Annotated in this window: 18 protein-coding genes, 2 tRNA genes and 3 rRNA genes; all 23 read left to right on the top strand. The window is 50.8% G+C overall.

Annotated elements, in window-relative coordinates; translation table 11 throughout:
• The first annotated feature begins 608 nt into the window (after nucleotides 1-608).
• The 23 genes from ACSPJT_RS03605 to ACSPJT_RS03495 all read left to right on the top strand — a co-directional run bounded on the left by ACSPJT_RS03605 (nucleotide 609) and on the right by ACSPJT_RS03495 (nucleotide 25,739).
• Nucleotides 609-2,148: ribosomal RNA gene (locus tag ACSPJT_RS03605) — 16S ribosomal RNA — on the top strand.
• 225 nt (nucleotides 2,149-2,373) lie between these two features.
• Nucleotides 2,374-2,449 (top strand) — tRNA-Ala (locus ACSPJT_RS03600).
• 13 nt (nucleotides 2,450-2,462) lie between these two features.
• Nucleotides 2,463-2,539 (top strand) — tRNA-Ile (locus ACSPJT_RS03595).
• Between the two features lie 401 nt (nucleotides 2,540-2,940).
• Nucleotides 2,941-5,782 (top strand): 23S ribosomal RNA (locus tag ACSPJT_RS03590).
• Nucleotides 5,783-6,223: 441 nt separating this feature from the next.
• Nucleotides 6,224-6,339, top strand: a 5S ribosomal RNA gene (gene rrf, locus ACSPJT_RS03585).
• The 16S, 23S and 5S rRNA genes sit together here with 2 tRNA genes alongside, the layout of an rRNA operon.
• Nucleotides 6,340-6,491: 152 nt before the next feature.
• Complete coding sequence (locus ACSPJT_RS03580; protein WP_435895002.1) at nucleotides 6,492-7,955, top strand: sulfatase-like hydrolase/transferase; 1,464 nt, start codon at nucleotides 6,492-6,494, stop codon at nucleotides 7,953-7,955.
• A gap of 28 nt (nucleotides 7,956-7,983) precedes the next feature.
• A complete protein-coding gene (locus ACSPJT_RS03575; protein WP_435895001.1) occupies nucleotides 7,984-9,459 on the top strand; it encodes a right-handed parallel beta-helix repeat-containing protein in 1,476 nt (491 codons plus the stop codon).
• A gap of 184 nt (nucleotides 9,460-9,643) precedes the next feature.
• Nucleotides 9,644-10,096, top strand: a complete 453-nt coding sequence (gene gspG / locus ACSPJT_RS03570; RefSeq protein WP_435895000.1) for a type II secretion system major pseudopilin GspG — start codon at nucleotides 9,644-9,646, stop codon at nucleotides 10,094-10,096.
• Nucleotides 10,093-10,668 carry a pilus assembly FimT family protein gene (locus ACSPJT_RS03565; RefSeq protein ID WP_435894999.1) on the top strand — a complete coding sequence of 192 codons (576 nt, stop codon included), beginning with the start codon at nucleotides 10,093-10,095 and terminating at the stop codon, nucleotides 10,666-10,668. Before gspG ends, ACSPJT_RS03565 begins: the two co-directional genes overlap by 4 nt.
• Nucleotides 10,669-10,681: 13 nt before the next feature.
• The gene (locus tag ACSPJT_RS03560; protein ID WP_435894998.1) at nucleotides 10,682-11,152 is read left to right on the top strand and encodes a PulJ/GspJ family protein; all 471 of its coding nucleotides are present in this window, start codon (nucleotides 10,682-10,684) and stop codon (nucleotides 11,150-11,152) included.
• Complete coding sequence (locus ACSPJT_RS03555) at nucleotides 11,149-12,015, top strand: PulJ/GspJ family protein (RefSeq protein WP_435894997.1); 867 nt, start codon at nucleotides 11,149-11,151, stop codon at nucleotides 12,013-12,015. Before ACSPJT_RS03560 ends, ACSPJT_RS03555 begins: the two co-directional genes overlap by 4 nt.
• Before the next feature lie 20 nt (nucleotides 12,016-12,035).
• Nucleotides 12,036-12,977: a general secretion pathway protein GspK gene (locus ACSPJT_RS03550; protein WP_435894996.1), complete on the top strand. Its 942-nt coding sequence runs from the start codon at nucleotides 12,036-12,038 to the stop codon at nucleotides 12,975-12,977.
• Between the two features lie 79 nt (nucleotides 12,978-13,056).
• Nucleotides 13,057-14,316, top strand: a complete 1,260-nt coding sequence (locus ACSPJT_RS03545) for a hypothetical protein (RefSeq protein WP_435894995.1) — start codon at nucleotides 13,057-13,059, stop codon at nucleotides 14,314-14,316.
• Nucleotides 14,313-14,876, top strand: a complete 564-nt coding sequence (locus ACSPJT_RS03540; protein ID WP_435894994.1) for a hypothetical protein — start codon at nucleotides 14,313-14,315, stop codon at nucleotides 14,874-14,876. Before ACSPJT_RS03545 ends, ACSPJT_RS03540 begins: the two co-directional genes overlap by 4 nt.
• A gap of 121 nt (nucleotides 14,877-14,997) precedes the next feature.
• Nucleotides 14,998-15,558, top strand: coding sequence for a hypothetical protein (locus ACSPJT_RS03535; protein ID WP_435894993.1), 561 nt, complete (start codon nucleotides 14,998-15,000; stop codon nucleotides 15,556-15,558).
• 60 nt (nucleotides 15,559-15,618) lie between these two features.
• Nucleotides 15,619-18,096, top strand: coding sequence for a type II secretion system protein GspD (locus tag ACSPJT_RS03530; protein ID WP_435894992.1), 2,478 nt, complete (start codon nucleotides 15,619-15,621; stop codon nucleotides 18,094-18,096).
• Between the two features lie 33 nt (nucleotides 18,097-18,129).
• Nucleotides 18,130-19,491 carry an alkaline phosphatase family protein gene (locus ACSPJT_RS03525; RefSeq protein ID WP_435894991.1) on the top strand — a complete coding sequence of 454 codons (1,362 nt, stop codon included), beginning with the start codon at nucleotides 18,130-18,132 and terminating at the stop codon, nucleotides 19,489-19,491.
• A 79-nt stretch (nucleotides 19,492-19,570) separates the two neighbouring features.
• The gene (locus tag ACSPJT_RS03520) at nucleotides 19,571-20,107 is read left to right on the top strand and encodes an RNA polymerase sigma factor (RefSeq protein ID WP_435894990.1); all 537 of its coding nucleotides are present in this window, start codon (nucleotides 19,571-19,573) and stop codon (nucleotides 20,105-20,107) included.
• On the top strand, nucleotides 20,097-20,597 hold the full coding sequence (locus tag ACSPJT_RS03515; protein WP_435894989.1) for a hypothetical protein: 501 nt from the start codon (nucleotides 20,097-20,099) through the stop codon (nucleotides 20,595-20,597). The genes ACSPJT_RS03520 and ACSPJT_RS03515 overlap by 11 nt, the downstream gene beginning before the upstream one ends.
• Nucleotides 20,598-20,622: 25 nt before the next feature.
• Entirely contained in the window at nucleotides 20,623-21,393 is a 771-nt protein-coding gene (locus ACSPJT_RS03510) for a PDZ domain-containing protein (protein WP_435894988.1), read from the top strand.
• A gap of 79 nt (nucleotides 21,394-21,472) precedes the next feature.
• Nucleotides 21,473-23,311: a GreA/GreB family elongation factor gene (locus ACSPJT_RS03505; RefSeq protein ID WP_435894987.1), complete on the top strand. Its 1,839-nt coding sequence runs from the start codon at nucleotides 21,473-21,475 to the stop codon at nucleotides 23,309-23,311.
• Nucleotides 23,312-23,413: 102 nt separating this feature from the next.
• Entirely contained in the window at nucleotides 23,414-24,691 is a 1,278-nt protein-coding gene (gene eno, locus ACSPJT_RS03500) for a phosphopyruvate hydratase (RefSeq protein ID WP_435894986.1), read from the top strand.
• A 211-nt stretch (nucleotides 24,692-24,902) separates the two neighbouring features.
• Nucleotides 24,903-25,739: a PEP-CTERM sorting domain-containing protein gene (locus ACSPJT_RS03495; RefSeq protein ID WP_435894985.1), complete on the top strand. Its 837-nt coding sequence runs from the start codon at nucleotides 24,903-24,905 to the stop codon at nucleotides 25,737-25,739.
• The last annotated feature ends 82 nt before the right edge of the window (nucleotides 25,740-25,821 follow it).

The following is a 25,821-nucleotide window of genomic DNA, read 5'->3' as shown; positions in this document are numbered from 1 at the left end:
CTAAACCGACACAGAATTGAAGTTAGTTAGAAAATAAATAGATCTTAAATATTTCACTCATCACTTGGTGATTAGAATTTTTGAATACGTATCCCCTTAAAATAAGGGGGTTGCGGAGGAGTGGTGAAAAAGATCGAAAATTAGTGTCGAAAGGTGTTGACCTGAAATGAATTTCGAGTAGGTTCCGCCCGCCGCTCCAACGGAGGGCACGCGAGAGACACTCAGTCGATCGGGGACAGCAAGCTGGAAACAGTCGGTCCACGGTCGGTTTTTTTATCTCCGCGACGGAAGCATCGCAAGGTGCCTTCCGACGGATCTTTTACAGTGCGGTCCTGCCTGCAAGGCGGACAAGGTGATGAAGGTATGGCCACCACGGCTGTATTGGAGCGTTGTCCGGACGGTGTGGTCAGGATGGAAGAGGAAAGATTGAATTGTGCGCTGCGCCTGTTGAGAAACGGTGCGCAGATATGTAGGAATCTCAAGGGCTTCGGCTTTTGGTTTTTACTACTGTCAATTTGGTAAACGTAAACTACGCCTGTGTTTTTAGGAATGCAGGAAAATGAATACAAAGCCTATAACTGTTTAAAAGACCATCTTCGGATGGCATTTATACGGAGAGTTTGATTCTGGCTCAGAATGAACGCTGGCGGCGTGGATAAGACATGCAAGTCGAACGAAGATACTCAATAGCTTGCTAATGAGTATTTTAGTGGCGGACGGGTTAGTAACACGTGAGCAACATGCCTCAAAGCGGGGGATAGCCTTCCGAAAGGAAGATTAATACCGCATGTGGTCTTCGGATCAAAGATGCCTTCGGGTGTCGCTTTGAGATTGGCTCGCGGCCTATCAGCTTGTTGGTGAGGTAACGGCTCACCAAGGCAACGACGGGTAGCTGGTCTGAGAGGATGATCAGCAACACTGGAACTGAGACACGGTCCAGACACCTACGGGTGGCAGCAGTCGAGAATCATTCACAATGGACGAAAGTCTGATGGTGCAACGCCGCGTGGAGGATGAAGGCCCTAGGGTCGTAAACTCCTGTCATGTGAGAGTAAGGCATGTTAGGTTAAGAGCCAGACATGTTTGATAGTATCACAAGAGGAAGGGACGGCTAACTTCGTGCCAGCAGCCGCGGTAATACGAAGGTCCCGAGCGTTATTCGGAATCACTGGGCGTAAAGAGTACGTAGGCGGTTTGGTAAGTCAGGTGTGAAATCCCGGAGCTCAACTCCGGAACTGCATCCGATACTGCCAGACTGGAGTAATGGAGGGGCAGGTGGAATTCTTGGTGTAGCAGTGAAATGCGTGGATATCAAGAGGAAGACCAATGGCGAAGGCAGCCTGCTGGACATTTACTGACGCTGAGGTACGAAGGCCGGGGTAGCGAAAGGGATTAGATACCCCTGTAGTCCCGGCAGTAAACGGTGCGCGCTTGGTGTGGGAGGACTCGACCCCTTCCGTGCCGGAGCTAACGCGTTAAGCGCGCCGCCTGGGGAGTACGGTCGCAAGACTAAAACTCAAAGAAATTGACGGGGACCCGCACAAGCGGTGGAGTATGTGGCTTAATTCGATGCAACGCGAAGAACCTTACCTAGGCTTGACATGTATTGCTAAGCACGTGAAAGCGTGTGACCCTTCGGGGACCTTACACAGGTGCTGCATGGCCGTCGTCAGCTCGTGTCGTGAGATGTTTGGTTAAGTCCAGCAACGAGCGCAACCCCTGTGAATAGTTGCCAGCACGTAATGGTGGGGACTCTATTCAGACCGCCCGGGTCAACCGGGAGGAAGGTGGGGATGACGTCAGGTCAGTATGGCCCTTACGCCTAGGGCTGCACACGTACTACAATGCCCAGCACAATGAGAACCGATACCGTGAGGTGGAGGAAATCTGCAAAACTGGGCCCAGTTCGGATTGGAGGCTGCAACTCGCCTCCATGAAGTTGGAATCGCTAGTAATGGCACATCAGCTACGGTGCCGTGAATACGTTCCCGGGTCTTGTACACACCGCCCGTCACATCATGGAAGCCGATCGCACCCGAAGTATCTGCGCTAACTTTATTGAAGCAAGGTCCTAAGGTGTAGTTGGTAACTGGGATGAAGTCGTAACAAGGTAGCCGTAGGGGAACCTGCGGCTGGATCATCTCCTTTCTATGGAGTAATTTGCAAACAGTCTCACTGTCCCTGCAAAAGGTCGACGCCTAACCCGAGCTTGCTCGGCAGGGTGTCTAAGTGGACTGAGGAAACTCAACCACGACTTATTAATTATTATGGCGCACCGTGTGTTAAGACATGGCCGCAGCGCGCAATTCAATCTTTCAACCGTCAAGCCGTGAGGTGAGACGACTCTTCAAAGACAACCGCCCTCTGTAACAAGGGGGTATAGCTCAGTTGGTAGAGCGCCTGCTTTGCAAGCAGGATGTCATCGGTTCGAATCCGGTTACCTCCACCATCAAAAACTAAAAGGGCCTGTAGCTCAGTTGGTTAGAGCACACGCTTGATAAGCGTGGGGTCGCAAGTTCAAGTCTTGCCTGGCCCACCATTTGATTTTGAATGGCAGAAGGTTGTAACGCAAAAGGCACTGTAAAAAGAAACGCAAGCGGTTCTTTGACATCTGTAGAGAAATTGTTTCGGGCGAGCCTCACCATTCGTGGTGAAAGTCTGAAGCAATTGATATTTCCTGTTCTGTAATGGCTGTTCGGTGCAAACCGGACGGTTCAATATAAAACAATACAATTGTTCCACATGAGCTTTAGTCTTGCAGTCCTTGGAAATACTCGAAACCAACCAAACTTAAATCAAGTAACATTGATTTGAACAAACAAAAACTAACGATCTGAACGTCGCAAGACGTGAAGAGAGAAAGAACCAAAAATTTATGGCAATAAATTTCGTTACCACCGGTTTAGGCCGGTGATGACAGAAGCTGAATTTCGAATAAGAGATCAAGCTTTAAAGGGCACATAGTGGATGCCTTGGTGCTAGAAGGCGATGAAGGACGTGATAAGCTGCGATAAGCAGCGGTGAGCCGCAAACAGGCTTTGACCCGCTGATTTCCGAATGGGGTAACCTGATGCCATTAATATGGTATCGTTGCTTCCCGAATAAAATAAGGAAGCATACGCGAGACCCGGTGAAGTGAAACATCTCAGTAACCGGAGGAAAAGAAAGAGAAATCGATTCCGTGAGTAGTGGCGAGCGAAAACGGAAGAGCCCAAACCGGGGGATTTATTCCCCGGGGTTGTAGGACCCCGCTGTGGGACCCGAGAGGATAGGTGAAGTCTTTGGAAAGAGACGACATAGAGGGTGACATCCCCGTAACCGAAATCCTCGAAGGCCCTAGGGAGTTCCTGAGTAGCACGGGACACGTGAAACCCCGTGTGAATCTGCGCAGACCACTGCGTAAGGCTAAATACTAACTAGCGACCGATAGTGAACCAGTACCGTGAGGGAAAGGTGAAAAGTACCCCTGTGAGGGGAGTGAAACAGAACCTGAAACCATGTGCCTACAAGGTGTAAGAGCAAGGACTTGTCCTTGTGATTGCGTGCCTTTTGCTTAATGAGTCTACGAGTTAGTGTCTGTGGCAAGCTTAAGTCCTTCTGGGACGCAGGCGTAGCGAAAGCGAGTCCGAACAGGGCGACATAAGTTGCAGGCGCTAGACCCGAAGCGGAGGCGACCTACCCATGGCCAGGTTGAAGCGTCGGTAAAACGACGTGGAGGACCGAACCGATGTGTGTTGAAAAACGCTCGGATGAGCTGTGGGTCGGAGTGAAAGGCTATTCAAGCCCCGTGATAGCTGGTTCTCCTCGAAATGCATTTAGGTGCAGCGTTGCGTGCTGATGAGTGGGGGTAGAGCACTGAAAGGGCTAGGGGGCATACCCGCCTACCAACCCCTATCAAACTCCGAATACCATTCAATGGAGCGCAGCAGTGAGACAGTGGGGGATAAGCTTCATTGTCGAAAGGGAAACAGCCCAGATCAGCAGCTAAGGTGCCAAAATCATGCTAAGTGGAAAGGAGGTGGGGTTTCTTAGACAGTGAGGATGTTGGCTTAGAAGCAGCCACCATTTAAAAAATGCGTAATAGCTTACTCATCGAGAGACCCTGCGCCGAAAATGATTGGCGATAAGCATGATACCGAAGCTCTGGATGTCGTGTTCCTGCGGGAGCACGGCGTGGTAGAGGAGCATTCCCGGCTGGATTGAAGCGGAAGGGTGACCGACCGTGGACTGCCGGGAAGAGAGTATGTAGACATTAGTAACGATAAGCCGGGTGAAATCCCCGGCCGCCGTAAACCCAAGGTTTCCCGGGCAACGTTTTTCGTCCCGGGGTTAGTCGGGACCTAACCCGAGGCCGACAGGCGTAGGGGATGGTAAGCCGGTTAATATTCCGGCACCTGCAAAGTGGATGGGGACGCTTTCTGGATTGCAACCAGGTTATTGAATTCCGAGCGGAGGCCTTGTGCCGAAGCGTATTGCATGAAGGAGGGCCAAGAAAAGCCACCACGACTAAAAGCAGCCCGTACCGTAAACCGACACAGGTGGGTGGGTAGAGTATACCAAGGCGCAAGAGTGAAACCTGGTCAAGGAACTCGGCAAAATAGCTCCGTAACTTCGGGATAAGGAGTGCCCCCTTCGGGGGGCCGCAGTGAAATGGGTCAACCGACTGTTTAGCAAAAACACAGCATTGTGCAAAGACGCAAGTCGAAGTATACGATGTGACACGTGACCAATGCCAAAAGATTACGATGAGATGTTAGGATTTTTTTCCGAAGCTTCGAGTCCAAGTCCTGGTGAATGTCGGCCGTAACTATAACGGTCCTAAGGTAGCGAAATTCCTTGTCGGGTAAGTTCCGACCTGCACGAATCGTGCAACGAGTTGACCACTGTCTCGACCAGGAGCTCAGTGAAATTGTAGTGCCGGTGAAGATGCCGGCTACCCGCAGAAGGACGGAAAGACCCTATAGACCTTAACTGTAAGCTGTTACTGTTTATTCGATTTTAATGCTCAGCATAAGTGGGAGACTTTGAAACGCATCTTTAGGGGTGCGTGGAGTCGCCAGTGAGATACCACCCTTTGACATTGGATAATCTAACCCCGAGCCGTCATCCGGCCGGGGGACCGTGGCAGCCGGTCAGTTTTACTGGGGCGGTATCCTCCCAAAGAGTAACGGAGGAGCGCGAAGGTTGGTTCAGCACGGTCTGCAACCGTGTGTCGAGTGTAATGGCACAAACCAGCCTAACTGTGAGACCCACAAGTCGAGCAGATACGAAAGTAGGCCATAGTGATCCGGCGGTAGAAAGTGGAATTGCCGTCGCTCAACGGATAAAAGGTACCTTAGGGATAACAGGCTGATCGCGCCCAAGAGTTCATATCGACGGCGCGGTTTGGCACCTCGATGTCGGCTCGTCGCATCCTGGGGCTGGAGCAGGTCCCAAGGGTTGGGCTGTTCGCCCATTAAAGCGGCACGCGAGCTGGGTTCAGAACGTCGCGAGACAGTTCGGTCCTCTATCCTCTGTGGGCGCAGGAAAATTGAGAGGTTCAAACCCTAGTACGAGAGGACCGGGTTTGACGTACCTCTGGTGTTCCGGTTGTTCTGTCAAGGGCATTGCCGGGTAGCTAAGTACGGTCCTGATAAGCGCTGAAAGCATCTAAGCGCCAAGCAGTTCTCAAGATTAATTTTCCCTGAAAGACCGTGGAAGACCACCACGTTGATAGGCTGGGGGTGGAAGTGCAGCAATGTATGCAGCTCACCAGTACTAATCGTCTGTCTGGCTTGATTTCTTCGAAATTCTTTTTTTCAGCTTCCGAGCTCTGAGAAAGCACATTTTTGAAGATTCAAAACATTCAAAATTCGAGTTTGGTATGGTAAAAGCCATATGAAAACGAGTAAACCAAGGACAATAAGACAAGGCAAAGTGCGGACAACACATTGTTTTAACCATTCAAATCAAGAAATATCACTCTACGGATGTCAGCGAACAAACGCTGAAAATGCCAATGCGGCGTGCGTTTATCAGATCTGACTGATCGGACCGATCCGTCGGATCAGACCGATAATCCAGCTCTTTCCCAAGACCGACAACAAACACTCTAAACAAGAACTTACCAAAAGCACACCAAGCTTAAGTCACCGGAAGTCTGACGAATGCGCGGCATTCCAGCAGAGGCACTGATCACTGCACACTGATCACTGCCCACTCCAGAATCTGACATCGTCAGGATTCTGGTGACCATAGCACGGTGGAACCACCCGGTCCCATCCCGAACCCGGAAGTGAAACGCTGTTGCGCCGATGGTAGTGGGGCGATAGGCCCTGTGAGAGTAGGTCGTTGCCAGGTCTATGCCCGGCTTCATCGTAACCGATGAAGCCGGGCTTTTTTGTGCTCACGTGTTTAGGCTTGGTGATGGAAGATTGCATGCCTCAGAATGAGGTTGTCTCTCTCAGTGGGGCCATTAGTTTGCGGGCTATGACAACACTCACTGCCGTATCATGAATTTCATATTTAAGCTTGATCATCGATTTGCTTTTAAAGGGCTCAGAGCGTTTGTGTTAGCTTCTTGGCTGATTACAGGATACTTGTTCGTGCTATTACCAGCAGGAGTGTTAGCCGCTGATGGGAAAACTCCCAATGTCATCATGATCATGAGCGATGACCAAGGCTGGGGGGATGTGGGTTTCAATGGAAATAAGGACATTAAAACTCCTCATCTCGATGCAATGGCTGCGGGTGGGGCCAAGTTTGATCGGTTTTATGCAGCAGCGCCACTTTGTTCGCCAACACGTGGAAGTTGTCTGACGGGTCGGTATCCATTTCGTTTCGGTATACTTGCGGCTCACACCGGTGGTATGCGGGTGGGGGAAACGACGATTGCCGAAGCGCTCAAAAAGAAAGGTTATGCGACCGGATTTTTTGGAAAGTGGCACATCGGCTGGGTGAAACCCGAGGAAGTAAGTTCACGGGGTTTTTATTCGCCACCATCGCATCACGGCTTTGATCAATATTTTGCCACAACGAGTGCTGTTCCCACGTGGGATCCTGGCGTAACGCCCGAGGGCTGGACGAAATGGGGAGCGGAAGAAGGCCAGCCGTGGAAAGGTGGGTTTCCCTACGTTCAAGATGGCAAGGAGGTCAAAGAAAACATATCAGGTGATGATAGCAGAGTCATCATGGACAGGGTGATTCCTTTTATCGAGGCGAACAAGAACGTGCGCTTTTTTGCCACAGTATGGTTCCACGCGCCTCACGAGCCGGTTGTTGCTGGGCCTGAATACAAGAAGCTTTATGAGAAGCATGGGAAGACCAGGCAGAATTACTACGGGTGTATCACCGCGATGGACGAGCAGATCGGTCGGTTGAGAAAACGGCTCCGTGAGTTAGGTCTGGAAAAAGACACCATCTTGTTTTTCTGCAGCGACAATGGTCCGGCTGACCCAATGGTAAAAAAAGGAGTAGCTTCGTCTGGCCTGTTTAAAGGGCATAAGCATCAAATGTATGAAGGCGGAGTGCTTGTCCCAGCCTGTGTGGAATGGCCCGGGAAAATCAAACCGAACACAAAAATTTCAGTGCGCTGCTCAACGGTCGATTATTTCCCGACCGTTGCCAATCTCGTAGGTTTCAAATTTCCCTCCAAAGACAAGCGGCCCATCGACGGAATTGACCTGCTGCCTGTGATTGAAGGCAAGATGAAGACACGTGGAAAAGACCTGTTTTTTGGATATCGCAGGTTGGTTAAGGGGATTGATGGTAAGAGCATTATTCATGGTGACTTCAAGCTGATGAAGGAAGCCAAGGCCGAAGGCCGGATTCGACTCTACGACCTGAGCCGTGATCCATATGAAAAAAACGATCTGGCGCAAAAAATGCCGGAAAAGGTCAGGGAGCTGAACGAGCGCTTGATGCAAATTGACAAGAGCTGCCAGCTAAGCCGAGACGGCGCAGATTACCGTTACTGATTCGCATTTACTCAAGAGTTTATCTGCAATGAATTTGGCTAAAATTAAGATCTGTCTTCTCTCATCCTCATTGGCGCTAGTGCCTTGGATGTTAGAGGCGAAAGATTATCGTATCGATTCGCAACGAGCCTTCGACGCGATCAATGAAGTCACCTTGGAACCGGGGGATGCCATCCTACTCAAGCGTGGTCAGAGTTTTACCGGTATGTTAGCGCCCAAAGGAAATGGCGATGAGAACGCAGTGATCCGAATCAGTACCTACGGAAAAGGCCCACGTCCCAAAATTCATGCGCAAGGCAAACACATTGCCGGGCTGATGCTCAAAGATCCCTCTTATTGGGAAGTCAGCGGGCTGGAAATCACCAACACCGATGGCAGTGATAAAGATCAGGGCACACTGTTTGGGATTTATGTGTTAGCTCAAGGTGAAGAGAAGGTTTACCGTCATGTTTACATTGGTGATTGCTATATCCACGATGTGAACGGCAAGGTGGCAGGGAAAATGCGCGGGGGAATCCATGTGCATATCAAGAAACTGAAGAAGAGTATTTTTGACGATCTACGCATCACGAAGAATCGCATCGTAAATGTAGGCGGAGTCGGAATTGGAAATACATCATCCAGCAGTAAAGTTGAGTTTTTGGGAGATGAAACCCAAACTGAGTATTTGTGGACCAACGTCTACGTGGCTGGAAATCATGTTGATCATACTGGCCGGAACAATATCATTGCCCGGTGCAGTAAAGACGCCATCTATGAACACAACGTTCTGGCTAACAGCAGTCGATACGACACGGGGCATAGCATCTTTTGTTTCAAAACTGACGGGATCAAAATCCAATACAACGAAGCCTATGGAAACGTCGGCAAGGGTGGAAAAGACCGAGGTGGATTTGACGCCGACTACAACTGCGTGAACACCTACATTCAGTATAACTACAGCCACGATAATATGTGGTTCTGTGGGATTATGAAAAAGCCAAACCGCAATATCGTGATCCGCTACAATATCACTCAGAACGAAAAACAGGGGCTGTATTTCTATGGTTTCGATTCATCCAAGGCGGTGAAAAATGTGCATATTTACAACAACACCCACTACACGAAAATAGGATTAAAGGTGGCTGTTTTTCCGGAAGGGAGAACTCCTCGAAATACTCTGTTTGAAAACAATATTTTCTACTTCGAAGGCGAGGCAAGCTGGGGGAAGGGGGCTGATAAGGCGGTGAATACACGCTTTAACAATAACCTCTACTACGGAATTGCTCCGCATCCGTCTGATTCCAAAGCTGTTACCGAGAATCCGGATTTTGTCAGTCCTGGGAAAGCCGGAATACACGTGGATTGGGGAACAATGAACTCCTTGAAAGGTTATAGGGTTCGCCGCCAATCACCATGTCGTGATCAGGGCGTTGAGATTAAAAACAATGGGGGAATTGATTTTTTCAAAAACAAGATCAAAGAAAAGAGCTCCCACATTGGAGCCGTGGTGGGTGGAGCGTGAATCCCACCTGTGGGACTCATTCTAGGGCAAGAGGGGCTCTTATCGTCGGATAAAAACGAAAGAACGAAAAAACCAGACAACTTTTTGGATTATCGGCGTTTACTCTAGTAAGTAATAAGCCCAAAATTCTTGCTCCATTATTCAAGGCAGCATCAACAGATCTTTACTTCTTAAATACTTAACTATGAAAACAACATCATCGTCAGTCCGCTTAAATACGTCCACCAGAGTTCTCAAATCAGGTTTCACCTTGCTTGAAATGGTGATTGTTCTGGGAATCATTGCCATGATCATGGGGGGAGCTATTTTCACCATGAAACGCATTTCAGACAGTGGTGCTGTGACCGTAGTAGGTGGTGACTTTTCCTCCATCGAAAACGCCCTGCAATCCTACAAAACAAATGCCGGTCATTACCCCTCAGAACAACAGGGACTGAAGGCCTTGGTTGAAAAACCTACCTCAGCACCGCGCCCAAGACGTTGGATCCAAATTATGGATGAGGTGCCTAGCGATCCTTGGAACAACGAGTATAAATACAAATTCCCTGGTAGCAAAGACCGCTCACGCCCAGAGATCATCAGCGTTGGTAAAGACGGACTGGAGGGCACTGAGGACGATTTGTCTAATCAGGAATGAATTGTGGTATTGGACATCCGAGGTCGAAACAAGTCGGTGGTTTCACCCTCTTGGAGATGGTGTTTGTCCTCGGCATGATCGCCGTGCTTGTGACATGGCTCACTCTCAGTGTCACTACGGTGGAAACTGAGGAGCGTCTGCGACGAGCGACAAGTGAGGTGGAAGTCATGGCCAAAAGGGCGCGCAATGTTGCCATTCGCCAGCAGAGGCCATACCAGTTGACTATTTCCGAGGGCAGTATTTCCATAGCTCCACAGTTTGCCCAGAGTGAGGTCGATCATTTTCAGGATGAAACTGAGGATGGTGACGGTGATACACCGCGCGTCGACTTCGAGGATGTCACAGCCAGCGAAGAGACCGATGAAACGGTAAAGTATGAAATTAAACGCTGGCGATCGGATGTTTGGGAAGTGATTGAGGACGATCGCAAAGTCGTCCTTACTTTGGATCCCGTCGGTCTGGTGGAGCCTATCTCCATTCGGTGCAGCGTCGGCAAAAGCTGGTTGATGCAGGAGTTGCATCCTTTGACTGCGAGCGTTAGAGACGAGGAAATGAGCATCGAAAAAGAATAGCTCATATTATCCAATGAAAATATCTGCAACATCGACCGCAAACCGGTCTGAAGGCGTAACCGGCAAACGTGCCGGCTACGTGTTGTTGGAGATTGTCATCGCCATGGGTTTGTTCGCAGCTGTGGCGGTTTCCCTGGTCAAGGCGCTGCACATGACCAGCAAAACTGCATCAGGTATCCAAGACGAGATGCGTATTCAGCGCGTGCTCAAAAGTGCGATGATCGATGCTCTGAGTAATCCGAATCTCGAAGAGCGCAATGATACCGTCGACTTGATGGATATCACCGGAGACGGTGGCGAGCAGCTTCCATTTCTGCGCGGCGATATTGAAACCGTGATCGAGCCGATGGAAATGGAAAACGAAGACGGCCAGTTGTTGCAGAACATGTTCCGGATCAGAGTGACTTTCCACTGGTTCGCGGATGGAGACTGGCAGCAACAGAGTGCTGAGACCTGGCGCTACGCCAACCTTTATAAACCATGATTAGGAAGCGTCCAAACGTAAGTGCGAACCGATTGCAGCGTGGTGGTTTCACTTTGCTGGAAATCGTCATCGCGTTGGGACTCATGGGGATGTTAGTGGGAATGATTTTCCGAGTTGCCCAGTCGTCCATGAAACTCAGCCAGGCGGTGGTGGAGACCCAGAATGAAACGATGGAGCAAAACTCCTTTTTCAACTTGTTGAAGAATCATTTTGAGCAAATTCCAGGCAATGCCGTGATGAGACTGGAGAGTTACGAGGCTAGGAACCGGACTCTGTTCACTCTAACATTTCAAAACGTCCCCATGTCGTTCAACTGGGGGGATGTTCCGATGACCGCTGAAGCTGTGCAGCTAGCGACGGTTGAGCAACGTGACGGATTTGTCGATATTGTGCTGCGCTTTTATGATGTGGAGATTTTGGAAGACTCAGATTCTACAGGGGATGCTGACGCCGAACCTGTCGCTGAAATCACCTTGGTCGAGAACATGTGGATGTGTGACTGTGAAGTGGTCGATGGCAGAACGATGGAGCCAACCACGGTGTGGGATAACAATGGGCAGTTACCTTTGCAGGTGAAGTTTTATTGCCGTTTCTCATCAACGGCAGACATTGTGCAGCAAACATTCTGGGTGGTGCCGAAGCAGAACCCTGAAGTCATCATGCGCCAGATCATTCAGCAGAATCCCGGTGGTCCGCAGGCTCAGCCTGGTGCCGGGCAGGGTGGTGGTATCGATATTCCCGGGGGAGTGCAAATACCAGGAGGGAACGGTGGTGGCGGCGGAGGCGGTGGCCGAGGTCAAGGTGGCCAAGGCGGTCGTGGTAATGGTGGTGATGGCGGCAGAGGTGGACCTCCAGGTGGGTAGTTAATTTTTTGTTAGTAAATATGATCGTTCACAGTTCACAGTCTCAGGCACACCGTCGCGGTAGTGCCTTGATTGCTGTGTTTTGGATTATGGCTGTGCTTGCCTTGGCCGTATTTGCCGCGGTGAGGGTGGTTTATTACGATTCCGATGTGGCCGGATCACAGCTCAATGGTTTTGAGGCGCTGCAGGTGGCAGAACGCGGTATCGCAGTGGCGGTAAACCCCGCCGTTGAAAAAATGGACCCGGTTCTCGATTGGACTGATGAAGAACAGGATATTTCTTACAAAGCGCGCATCACATCGGAAGCAGCGAGGTTTAACATCAACGTGATCTTGATTCGAAAAGACAAACAGCTGCTAACAGATATATTCACCGATTGGGGAATGGAGCTTCAAGATGCACAGACGCTCATTGATAACTTGAGCGATTGGATCGATGAAGGTGACCTTGCCGAACTCAATGGTGCTGAAGTTGACTGGTATGAAAGTCAGGGGCGGCCTAACCATCCGTTCAACCGACCATTTTACAATCTTGATGAAATGCGCCTAGTCAAAGGCATGGATCAGTTAGAGGCCTTGCGTCCGAACTGGCGCAATTGGTTTACCATTTGGAGTAATGGCAAGTTAGACGTCAATGAGGCATCAGCAGAGCTCATTGCAGCCGCGGCGGAGGTAACCATTGAGGAGGCACAAGATTTAATTGATCACATTCTCGGACCCGACCGTGAACGCGATACTGAAGACGACCAAAGATTCCAGAATCTAGCCGAAGCGCTCAGCCTTCTGGGTGTCTCGGAATTCCAGCAGCCGATAATAGAGCCCCGTTTGACAGTCAATGATACCACGACACGGATTGTCAGCGACGGACGTGCCGGCACGGTCAAGCGGCGGATCACCTTGGTATTACGGAGTCGCACTGGTCAGCCGGCCATTCTCGAACGAAAAGAAGAGATCATTCCGTAGAAAAAATTTATTCCCGGTGACGCTGTATTGCGAATGCGGGACTTGCATATTAGAGACGAACCAACGACATTATTTTCCCTTGAGTAGCAAAACAGAAAACACACTGCTGATACCCGGTCCAGAAGGATGGGAGATATGGCAGGGCACGCGAGAGCAAGGATTCCGCCGAACGCTCGAAAACGGGCCAGCGCAAGCTTCAGATTTGGACAAAATTCCCAAAGGTCGATTGATCATGGGCTTCCCTGTTCGCGAGGCTTTGGCTGTTCCATTTAAAGTCCAGACTGAGGATGTCAGCATGTATGATGATCTTGCAGCGATGCATCTGGAAAAAATCGGAGTCCGGCCAGATCTGGGTGCTGGTCGATTGACAGACGTTTTTCCAGCCGGTCGAGAGGACGGGCAAAGCACCTTACTCAATGTTGTGTTAGCAGCTCCGGAAGAAGGCACGATGCCATCTAGTGCTCCTAACATGTTTGATATCTCACCGAGATTTTTCCCATTACCGGGGAATGCTGTGACACTCTGGCGGGAATTAGGTCGCTGGGTTTTCGCCGTTTCCAGTGGTGGACATCTTACTTATTTCCAATCGTTACCTGGTTCATCCCTCGGTGCGGATGCCGTGCGCGACATTCGTCTCGCTCTTTCCCAGCTCAGCATTCAGGGCGTGAGTTTGGAAATGGAAAACGCCACCGTGTGGACCACCGGCACGAGCTCTGATCCATCGGATGAAGTCATTCAGGCCTTGGGGAAATCACTCAATGCCGAGATCATAGCCGAGCCCAAACCTCATCCGATTTTACCCGCAACACTAAGCCGCCTCGTTCCCGCCGATGTGCGTGCTGAACAGAAGCTGAAAGCTGAGCGCCAGCAGCGGAACCTGATGATTGCCGCTGCGCTGTTAGTCTATCTGGGCATTATCGGTTATCTCGGATTCGGCTACTACAAGCTCGATAAGAAACTGGCTAAACAGGAAAAAGAACTTCAACAGATCAACTTGGCCCATGGCGATGTGGGTTTATTCTACACAGATTGGAATGACCTTTCGCCACTGGTGGATAACCGTCACTGGCCGCTGACGGCACTTCATCGCAGTGCTGAAATTATTCCGCCTAACCAAAGCCAGTCGCTGCGATTCAAAGTTTTCGAAGCGAACAGCGAGCGCGTTTACATCAGTGGCGAGGCTACCGAGATCAAGCACGCCAGTGCCTTTGGTGAAAAACTCAAACGAAACATGTCAGATTACGATTGGAAACCGCCGGTAATAGGATCCGATACCAAGACCAACCGATGGAACTTCACCTTCGAAGGAATCCTCAAAGGAAGTGAGATCGAACAATGAATGATCGCGAGAAAAAACTGATCTTCCTTCTCTTTGGGGCTGCGTTCATCATTGTGAACCTGTTTCTGTATACCTCCTACACGGCGGCTAAGCAGAAAAAGGAAATCGCACTCGATAAAGGAGCCAAAGAGATAGCTTTGAAAGAAAAACAGCTTCTTGAGGCTGACGAGCGGATCGCCGAGATGAATTGGTTGATTGATTATGCGCCCAAGGAGGGGACTCACGCCGCAGTCAGGGCTGATCTGGTCACCTTTGCGGAGCAAAGCGCTCAACGGAACGGAATTACCATGAAAAAACGGCCGGTGCCAGTCCGTGAAGAAGCTGAACCCACTGGTGCTTATCACATTGCCCGGGTGAAAGTCTTGGTCAATGCTCGCGATCCTGAGTTTTACCGATGGATCACAGAATTGCAAAATCCCGAAAAAAGCCGTTCAGTCACCATGTTGCGAATTTCCCCACAGCGTGATGATCCCACTCGTATCGACTGCGAACTCGAAATCACCCAGTGGTTTGCGCCTGCTGCTGACGACTTGCTGGATGACAATGTCACCGCCAATTAAGTCAGCTCAGTGAAGTCCACAAGTTCAGAAGATTACCACGAAAACAGACAATTCAGCCTCTCACTGGCGTTTCATTAGCTAGAGAATAACCTAGCCCTGAATCCAAACCAAATCACTTACCATGAGCTTCCATTCATCTATCATCAAGGCCGCCACAGCCATCGTGCTTTTGGCTACGATCGGAACAGCCTCCGCTGATCCGCCTACGAAACCACGATTGATGCAATATTCGAATTTGTGGACGAATTCACCATTTACCATCAAGCCAGTCGTGGAACCTACCACAGTGGAGTCTCCTTTGGAGCGTGACTGGATGCTGGGCAGCATTCGCCCCAGTGGCAAAGGATACTCGGTGACATTGATTAGTAAAAAAGACCGCAAGGAGAGAGTCCGCTTTTTGCCTGGATTTACCACGGGTGACTGGCAGCTGATCCAAGTCCAACAGGATGTGAAGGATAATGAGAAGTCGAGAGTGCAGATCCGCAAAGGCAGCCAGACCGCATGGATCAGTTACGATGAAAAATTGATCAAAATTCGTCCTACGGCTGCAGCCAAGCCTACAGGGAAAACGAATCCCCAAGTGAGTTCAAAAAGCGGCGCGCGCCCACCAATCCCCGGTCGTTCAAGCAGTAGTAGCTCGTCGAACACACCGCGTGTGCGCTCTGTGCCGAGAAGAAAGTAGTTCCAAAACCATCTCGATTCCTCTAAACACCTCTAGGTTATCCTCACTCTCACAATATTCATGAAATCTGTCACTTCTGTTTTTCTCTCTCTAACGCTTTGTGCAGTCGCACAAGCCCAGACACCAACCAAGCCAGGTGAAGCGGTAAAGCCGGCAGGCCAGCCTGGTGCCGTTCCCGCTCCTAATGTGAATCCACCAGTGCCAAAAGTACCCGCAGCTCCGGCACGGCCACCCGTTCCCGGCGCGAACCCAGCGGCCCCTCAAGGCGTCCAGCCCGTCAATCAAGGTGTAGCACCACAGGGGGCTAACAGACAAGTGGATCCAAACGCCCTCGCTGTGCCCGCAAACGGGGTGATCGACGGTAGCAATTGGGACGACCAAGATGTCGCCGATGAATATACCAAATACACCGGCAAGCGCGTGCTGTTGAGCTCGGCGACCCAAAACTTGGAGATTCGTTTTTATCAGCGTGGTCCATTGACCAATGCAGAAGCTGCTACTTTGTTAGATAAAATTCTGAACATGGAGGGATTTGCCTTCGTTCCCAGCGGTGTCAATGAGGTGAAACTCCTTCCCAAGGCACAAGGATCAGGTGCTGATGCTCCAGGTGATACCGAGATCATGATTGATGATCCTAATGACATCCCCGATGGTGATGCCTACATTTCCTACTTCATGAAGCTCAATTTCATCAAGCCCGAGGACGCTGTCAGGACATTCACTCAAAGCATCCACGGCCTCGGACCTGGAGCCAAAATCGCACCCGTTCCAAATGCCTCAGCAGTAATCGTTACCGGTAAATCTTCATTCATCCGCAAGTTGGTTAATCAAAAGCACTTCATTGATGTCGCAGCAGGGAATGTCAGCACTGTCTGGGTTCCTATGAAGTATGCCGACGCCGAGGTAGTCGCTACTACCCTGAACGAAATCATGAACTCCCAGCAGCAGCGTAAGACCACTGCGGGTGTGACCACTGGCGCGACTGGAAATACTGGAAACAGGAATGCGGGCCGTACTCCGACTCCTCCTGTGCCGGGTGTCACCAATACAGCATCCAATGGCAGTGCTGCAGGTGGTGCCGCCGCTGGAGAAGATATTCCAGTGCAGATCGTGGCAAACTCACGACTCAATAAAATTTTCATCATGGGACGGCCGGTCGATATTGTGTTCGTCGAAGGGCTCGCTCGTGAGTTTGATGCGCCGCCTAACAAAAATAACTATGTCAAACGTCGTCTGCGTTTCATGATCGCCAGTGACTTCCTAACCGTGGCCGCGGATGCATTAGAGAGTGTCGGTGGTACAATCGGCGGAGGTCAGCAGAATGCCGGTGGCGCCGGAGGAGGGCGTCAGCAAACAACTCGCAACCAGAACCAAAACCAGAACCGCAACACTGGTACTCAAACTGGTGGAAACAACGGCACGGCTGCCGAGTCAGTGCAGGAATTCAATGTCAGCGATATTCCTGAGTCTTTGGTAATCGGAAAAACTCTGTTAGTTGCCGATAACTTGGCCAACAGTATTCTTGTCCAAGGCCCACCTGAAAGCATCCGCATCGTTTCCGAGTTGATTGATCAATTGGATGGTCGTCCACAGCAGGTGATGATCTCAACTGTCTTCGGTGAAGTGACTTTAGACAATGATGTCGACGTCGGCATCAGCATCGGAAAAACAGCCCGTGGCGGGAGTCGCGATGGAGCCGGTAATATCGATACTGGAATCGGTGACCTCATTGGTCTCGGAACCCTCGGTGATCTAACTGGTCTCAATGCAGCCAGCGCGAATGGATTGAATGTTTACGGTAGTATCAAGGATTTCACCGGCATGATCCGTGCGTTGGAAACTCGTTCAGACTTCAAAATCTTATCAAGACCAACCGTCTACACCGCGAATAACCGTAAGGCGATTATATCATCAGGTCGCCGTATCGCGGTGCCCACCAATACCTTTACCAGTGGTGCTACGACAGGAACCACACAGAGTACCAACATTGAGTATCGCGATGTTCTGCTCCGTTTTGAAGTGGTGCCGCTGATCAACTCTGAGGAAGAAGTGACACTGCGGATTTCGCTGCTCAATGAGGACACTCAAGGCGTTCAAACCATTGATGGTAATCAGATTCCAACCATCGTTACCGAGTCTCTTTCCACTACAGTCACTGTTCCAAACCATTCAACCGTCGTGTTGGGCGGATTGGTTACGGAAACATCCAAGAACACCCGCACCGGAGTTCCTGTGCTGAGCAGCATCCCTGGACTAGGGCGTCTGTTCCGCAGGGACCTCAAGGAAATCGATCGTCGTGAACTTCTGATCTTCATCCAGCCTAAGATCGTTAATGGCGAGTCCGACCAATACGAAGCACAGTCCGATATGGAGTCTCGCTACAGTGTAGCTCCCTCGACCCGTGAATTCGCCGATGGTGTGCTGCCAAGTAAGCCGAAGTCCAAAGTCGTAGCTCCGCGTCAAGCTGCTCCTAGTGCCAAGTCTGCAGTTCCGGCTGCGACTAAGCGCCCGGGAATCCAGTACCCTACCAGAAGATAGGGCGAGTTTCTAACTTGTCCTATTTTTTGTGTTATGCAGAGAACAGCCGTTATTAATGTAGTTGGCCTAACAAAAGGCCTGATCGGAGAGCATACGCCGTCGATCCAGGCCTTTGCCAACTCAGTTGCAGTTAGTTCGTTTCCTCCGGCTTTTCCGGCGGTGACCTGCACGGCGCAGTCTGTTTACCTAACAGGTGAAGATGCAGGAGGTCACGGGATCGTGGCCAACGGTTGGTATGACCGAGAAACCGCCGAGGTGAAGTTCTGGAAGCAGAGCAATCACATCGTACACGGGGAAAAGATTTGGGACAGGCTCCGTAGAGATCTGCCGGGGTTCACCTGCGCCAAGATGTTTTGGTGGTACAACATGTATTCTTCTGCCGATTGGTCGGTGACACCAAGGCCGATGTATCCGGCGGATGGTCGGAAGGTTTTTGATGTCCACACTCAGCCGATGGATCTGCGCGAGGCACTGAAAGCAGATTTGGGGCCGTTTCCATTCCCCGCTTTCTGGGGGCCTGCGGCAGGCATCGGATCGTCTCAATGGATTGCCAATTCAGCGAAATGGATTGAGGAAAAAGAGAAGCCGACACTGAATCTCGTCTATTTGCCTCACCTCGACTACTGTCTGCAAAAATACGGTCCTGATGCACCTGAAATTGCCCCTGAGCTTCAAGCCATCGATGAAGTGGTCGGGGACCTGATCGCTTTCTATCAAAAGCGAAATATCGAAGTCGTTTTGTTATCCGAGTATGGCATCTCAAAAGTCAATCGAGCCGTGCACCTGAATCGCGAGTTTCGCAAACGAGGATGGATTCAGGTGAAAGATGAACTCGGTCTGGAGACTCTTGATTGTGGAGGTTGCCGAGTTTTTGCGGTCGCTGATCATCAAGTTGCTCACGTTTACGTCAACGATGCCTCGATCCGTGAGGAGGTAAAGGCGTTGTTAGAAAGCATTGAAGGTGTCGAAGAAGTCCGGACTTCGTCAGAAGTGTGGTTCACAGGAGTTGCTACTGAAAGGGCGGGGGACTTCGTTGCTGTGGCTGAAGAGGATGCCTGGTTCACATACTACTACTGGGAAGATGATTCCAAGGCTCCTGATTTTGCACGCTGTGTCGACATCCATCGCAAACCGGGCTACGACCCTGTAGAACTATTCATCGATCCTGAGTTGTCGCTGCCAAAGGCGAAGATTGCTGCATTTTTGCTCAAGAAGAAACTCGGGTTCAGAGCGCTGCTTGATGTCATTCCGCTCGATGACAGCCTGGTCAAGGGCTCGCACGGTCGGGATAAGGTTCCTGAGGGTGAGCAACCAGTTCTGATTTGTAAGGACGCTGAGAACGTGTCCGCTGCGGAGGGCGTTCATGATTTTCTGATATCACTCATCAAGAACTGATGTGGCGCAATGGCTTAGGGCGGCCAAAATAAAAGAAACCGCAGAGACAAATGCGGTTCGATATGGCATTATTAAAGTGATGGCAGATCTCGCACGTCAACAATCGGAGGCATGGAAAGGCTGGCTCAGGGAGCATGGTCCACGATTGCTGCTCTATGCTCGCCAGCGAAGTGCAAGCCGGGAGGATGCAGAAGACATGATTCAAAATGCCTTGGTCCGGCTGTGGCACTATCAGGAGGAGCGAGATCATGTGCCGCCGGATCTGCCATTGGCGTATTCCGTGCTTCGCTTCGTTGCCATGGATTATGGTAAAAAACAGGGGCGGAAAAAACGCAAGGAAGAGGCGATCATTTTCCTCCATGATCAGGACGACCATTGGCTGGATACTAGCGCTGAAGAAGATGAGGAATCGGAACTATTACGTGAAGCTGTCGATAGTTTGGGCGAAAAACTCCGCGAAGTGGTGACTTTGAAAATCTGGGGAGATCTGACATTTAAACAAATCGCCGAGAGTATGGCGATCTCAGCAAACACCGCAGCCTCACGATATCGTTACGCGTTGGAACAGCTCGAACGCAAATTGGAAACCCTCAAACAAATTCGATATGGTTCCTGATTCAGAACAACGATTTTCCGCGTTGGAAGACAGATTGCGTAACTTGGTTCCCCCCGCTGTTAGTCAGGAGGGACAGCAACGTCTTGAAGATACAGTCGACCAGCTCGCTGGTTTGAGTGCTGAAAATGATGAGGTTTCGGAGCCAGCGTTTTTTATGAGACGGCCATGGCAGGTGGCGGCGGCGATTACTTTGACCGGCACCTTGGCGTGGACTGTTTATAGTCATCATCACATATCGACTTTTGATCCTAGCCTAGCTGCATCCATCCCTGAACCTCGTTCGGAAATGGTTCTGTTGACCTCGACTAACCGGATCGATATTCGGCAGGATGATGGCTTGATCGTGCCAGAGGACGGTAGTGCTCCTCATTACAGATATCGTTACCACGTGACCGATGAGGCACGGGTTCGCGATCCAAAGACTGGGACGATTGTGACGCTCCGCCAGCCTCGCGAGGAGATTGTCACCGTTCCGGTTACCCAATTTTAAATGTCCTAACAATTCAATCATTACAATGAAATCTCCCATGTTTAAAATCGTCTCAGCCTACGCGGTCATAATGGGATCTATCGTCATCGCCAGCGCACAGGCGGAGCCTCCAATCCCAGGAATGCCGGTGCCAGCGAAACAAGCCAACGTAAGCATGGGGGTCGGAGTGGTGAAGCCAAGTGATGCCCTCTATTCTCAGTTGCCGAAGCTGCCGCGCGGCTGCGGTTTCCTGCTTCAGTCGATAGCTCCTGGCAGTTCTGCGGAAAAGTCGGGATTGAAAGTGATGGATGTCATCTGGAAATTGGATGATCAGATTTTAATCAATGAAGGGCAGATGATGACCTTGCTGGGGCTTCGTAAACCCGGTGATCACGTGAAAGTCAGCTATTTTCGGTCAGGTAAAGCTCAAGTCACCACCCTCACTCTTCAACCCGGCACTAGTGCCCCTGCCAACCCAGAGGCCTTGGTGATCGCTCCTCCTATTCCCGGTCTTCCAGCCCAGCCTATGCGGGTGATCAGCTACGAAGACCGCTCGGCATCCATTAGCGACAAAACCGGCACCGCCACGCTGACCTATCGCGAGGGGAAACTATGGCTTCACGTGGAATCTGATAAAGGTGTGGAGACATTTAATGGCACCATAGAAAATGCCTCAGAGCTCGCACATGTGCCCACCGTGTGGCGTAGCCGCTTGCCGATCTTGCGGCGTTCGCTTGAGGAATCCCTCAGCCTACGCAAATTACCTCGTATCCGTCGTGTTCCCACACCCAAACACCGCATCGCTGGCGGTGAGTGATCACGGAGGAAAATGCTTGCCGTAAGAGAATGATAGAATAGGGTTGCTATTCGGCTCTGGTTTTTTCATGCTCTGCTCCATGCATCCAGACGTAGCGAAGCTCGTAGAGGCGGGGAGAATCCCGCAGGCCGTCGGGGAACGATTATCAGAAATTGCTCCCGGAAATTTTTGCTCCCATAAAAATTGGGGGGCAGGGAAAGTGGAGAGTTGGGATTTACCCACCGGTAAAGTCATTATCAATTTTGAAAAGCAGTCCAATCAAGAGATGGCACTGCAGTTCGCCATTCAAAAAACAGAGCCGCTTCCAGCGGAGCATTTCAGCGCCCGAAAGCTCGATAACATCGGCGAACTTCGCGAGCTCGTGGACAAAGATCCCGTGGAGCTGGTGAAGCGCACGCTTGAGAGTCACGATGGCAGCATGATGCTGGACCAACTGGATCGCGAGCTTTGCGGCAGTGTAGTCCCTGAGGATGGATACAAAAAATGGTGGGAAAAAGCCAAGAAAGCCCTACGTGAGAGCCATATCTTCTCTGTTCCTAGCAAACGCACAGACCCGCTCGTTTTACGTGGCGACTCCCTCAGCCCCGCTGACACCCTGATCATCGAGTTCACCGAGACGCGTGATCCTAAGGTGAAAATCAAAGCTCTTGAGAATATCCGCAAGAACCTCGACGTATTCGAGGAAGGTGGCAAGGAGGTCAAAGGACTCATCGAAGCCCTGAACAAGTTCTGTCAAAAAGGACGCAAGCTGCACCTCAGCACCGTTCTTGAGTTTCTCGTCGCTCGCGATGAAATCATCAACCACTTTGACTCACTTGAACTCGATGATAGTGATCTGCGCCTTGCCAATGTGCTCACCACCGAGCACGAGCGTTTGGTAGACAGCCTCAAAGGCCGCTCCGCTGCTACTCAGCGTAAGATCTTCGAAAGCTTCCCTGAAGCATTTGGCGATACTTGGCAGGAGGAAATGCTGAAAATCTTTGATGAAGTCGGCTCACGTGGTGTTACCGAGATTGCTCGTTACATGCAGGAAAACGGTCAGGACGAAGTCTTTGCCGATCACCTTTCTAAGTCGATCGCCAACCGCAGTCTGGGGCCAGACGCCTTAATCTGGATTTGCCGCGAGCGCGAAAAGTCAGCAGCCCAAGTATTCACTTTTGAAACAGGAAACTCGATCCTCAATCTCCTCGACCGCGATCACGTGGCCGATGGCCCAAGCAAGAGTGTGCGTCTGCGCACCATGCTGATGAGCGATAAGACCCTTATTTCCGACATCCTTGCCGATGCTGATGAAGCGGAAGCTCGCCAGTTCGGCCGTAAGCTCTACCAGAGCCCCGTCTTCACCGATCTCGACCGCAAGTCACTGATGGCCCGCGTCATCAAGGCCCGCCCCGAGACACAAGACCTCGTCACCGGTGAGTTTGAGAAGAAAATCGAAGGGGTCACCTCCTCCCGCGAGAGCATTGAGCGCCGTAAGAAAGAACTCGATGAAATCGTCAAGGTGCGCATCCCAGAGAACACCAAGGAAATCTCCGTCGCCCGCTCTTACGGAGACCTTCGCGAGAACTTCGAATACAAGGCTGCAAAAGACATGCAGGCCGTGCTCATGCGCCGTAAGTCATCGATGGAAAAGGAGCTTCGCCACGTGCAAGCCACCGATTTCAAAGGTGTCGATACCAGCGAGGTGAACATCGGAACCATCGTCAATATGGAGAGCGATTCAGGCGAAGAAGTTACCTACACCATCCTTGGTGCATGGGACTCCATCGCTGAAGAAAATGTCGTCTCTTACCTTTCAGACGTCGGAATGACCCTGATCGGTGCCAAGCCTGGCGATACTCTGGACGTGCGCGATCTCGAGACCGAGAAAAACCGCAAACTGACAGTTGTCAGCATTGAAGCCTACAACAAAGGTTAATAACTCAAGGTTTCAGATCGAAAGAAAAATCCCGCAGCGCGGCGCGAATCACCGTGTCCGCTGCACTCAGTAATTACTAATCACCAATCACACTAATTCAATATGTCAGAAACTAGTATTAAATGCATCATAGGCCGCGAGATCATCGACTCCCGTGGAAATCCTACCGTCGAAGTTGACGTCACCCTCGAGGGCGGTGCCTTCGGTCGTGCCGCTGTTCCATCCGGAGCATCCACAGGCGAACATGAAGCCTGCGAACTTCGCGACGAAGACAAATCACGCTACCTTGGAAAAGGTGTGCTCAAGGCCGTAGCCAACGTCAACGACCAGATCGCTCCGGCCCTCATCGGCAAGTGCGCCGCTGACCAGACCGGCATCGATAAAGCCATGATCGAGCTCGACGGCACACCTAACAAGCGCAACCTCGGAGCCAACGCCATCCTCGGTGTTTCTCTGGCCTGCGCCCGTGCCGCTGCCGCTGCAGCCGGTCTGCCACTTTACAAATACCTCGGCGGCCCTAACGCCAAGGTGCTTCCTGTGCCCATGATGAACATCATCAACGGCGGCTCCCACTCCGACGCCCCAATCGCGTTCCAGGAGTTCATGATCCGTCCTGTTGGCGCACCAACATTCAGCGAAGCCGTTCGCATGGGTGCCGAGGTCTTCCACAACCTCAAGAAAGTTCTCCATGACCGTGGCCTCAGCACAGCTGTGGGTGACGAGGGTGGATTCGCTCCTAAGTTCGACGGCACCGAGGACGCTCTCGATACCGTTTGTCAGGCTGTTGAAAAAGCAGGCTACAAGGTGGGCGAAGACATCACCTTCGCGCTCGACTGTGCAGCCTCCGAGTTCTTCGAGAACGGTGTTTACGATTACACCAAGTTCGAGGGCGAAGGTGGCGCCAAGCGCAACTCCGAAGAGCAGGCCGCTTACCTCGCCGAACTCTGCGAGAAATACCCGATCGACTCCATCGAAGACGGCTGCGACGAAAACGACTGGGACGGCTGGAAAGTCCTCACCGACAAAATCGGCGACAAGGTCCAACTCGTCGGCGACGATCTCTTTGTCACCAACGTAGACTTCCTCCAGAAGGGCATCGATCTCGGCGTGGGTAACTCCATCCTGATCAAGGTCAACCAAATCGGTACACTCACCGAAACTCTCGACGCCATCGAGCTGGGTAAAGTCAACGGCTACAACTCCGTGATCTCCCACCGTTCCGGCGAGACCGAGGACAGCACCATCGCCCACATCGCAGTGGCAACGAACGCTGGCCAGATCAAGACCGGTTCCATGAGCCGCTCCGACCGTATTGCCAAATACAACCAGCTCCTCCGCATCGAAGGAGTCCTTGGCGACCAAGCCGTCTACGGCAACTAATCGCTCTGAGGGAATACTCCTCATCTAAACCATCTAGGCCCACATCCATACTTGGATGTGGGCTTTTTTTGTAAGGAATTAATCCTGGTATTTATTAAAAAACGATCGTTTGTAACGCGGTTTTATAAAAAGAATGTTGATGGTAAAGTTATGTTAATTTAAAAATGGATTTCTGGTTTCGACCTAAACAGACACATTAATCCTTATAAATATGAACACACACAACCACCCTGTTAGTCAATTGATCGCCATTGGATTTATGGCGATGTCGTCCGCGATCACTGCTCAGAGCTTCAGCGATTTAGATTTTGGCAATCCGGTAGAAGCTTCAGACTCCTCTCATCCTACTTACGGTCCTAGTTGGACAGGCAACTCGATAAGTTTCACCAACGTTGCACCTGGTGTGGATATGAAGATGACGATGTCGGGGATCGGCACAGGTCTTTCAGTGGATGGTATTTTTGCCAATTATAAAAGCAACAACACCAATGAACCGAATGGTGATTTGGGATTTCGTTATGAAGCGTCCAGCTATAACTACGCGACAATCACATCCACTTTGGATTTTTATAAAAGTGGCACCAATTTCAGTGAGCGGATCGAGATTGCGCGTTTTCGCATGATGATGTACGACGTGGATGGCGAGGCCAACCAAAGTGAAGGTGCTACATTTTATGCAGAGGATGGTTTGGTGGGGTACCAGTTGGCATCTGCGGATGCTTCACCTCGACCTAGTTCGGTGTCTTCCGACCACGTAACTTTCACTGGGCCCGGTACAAATAAGAGTGAAACGGACACCTCTGGAGCCATGATTTTACATTTTGAAAATACGGATAGTATCCGCTTGGAAATGTTCGCAAATACGACTGCGGGAAACACGCCCAATGGTGTTTTCACGGCTTTTGACGGAGACCTGAGTATGCTGGGTGGAGATTTGTCTGATTTTGGTGATGTTGAGTTGTTGCCTGACGCCGTACCAGAACCAGGAACAGCATCAATGTTAGTAGGGGCATTGGGAGCATTATGTTTGCTCCGTCGCCGGATTTAACTCGGATCGCATTCAAGAGTGGAGTCGTGTTTTCTCGCATGCCTCCACTCTTGAAACTTATTTACTGAAAACTATGCTGGTG

Source organism: Oceaniferula spumae, from assembly GCF_042849255.1.
In the GTDB taxonomy this organism is placed as follows: Bacteria; Verrucomicrobiota; Verrucomicrobiia; order Verrucomicrobiales; family Akkermansiaceae; genus Oceaniferula; species Oceaniferula spumae.
Note: the sequence above shows the minus strand (reverse complement) of the source record. Positions and strands in the feature narration are given on the sequence as shown.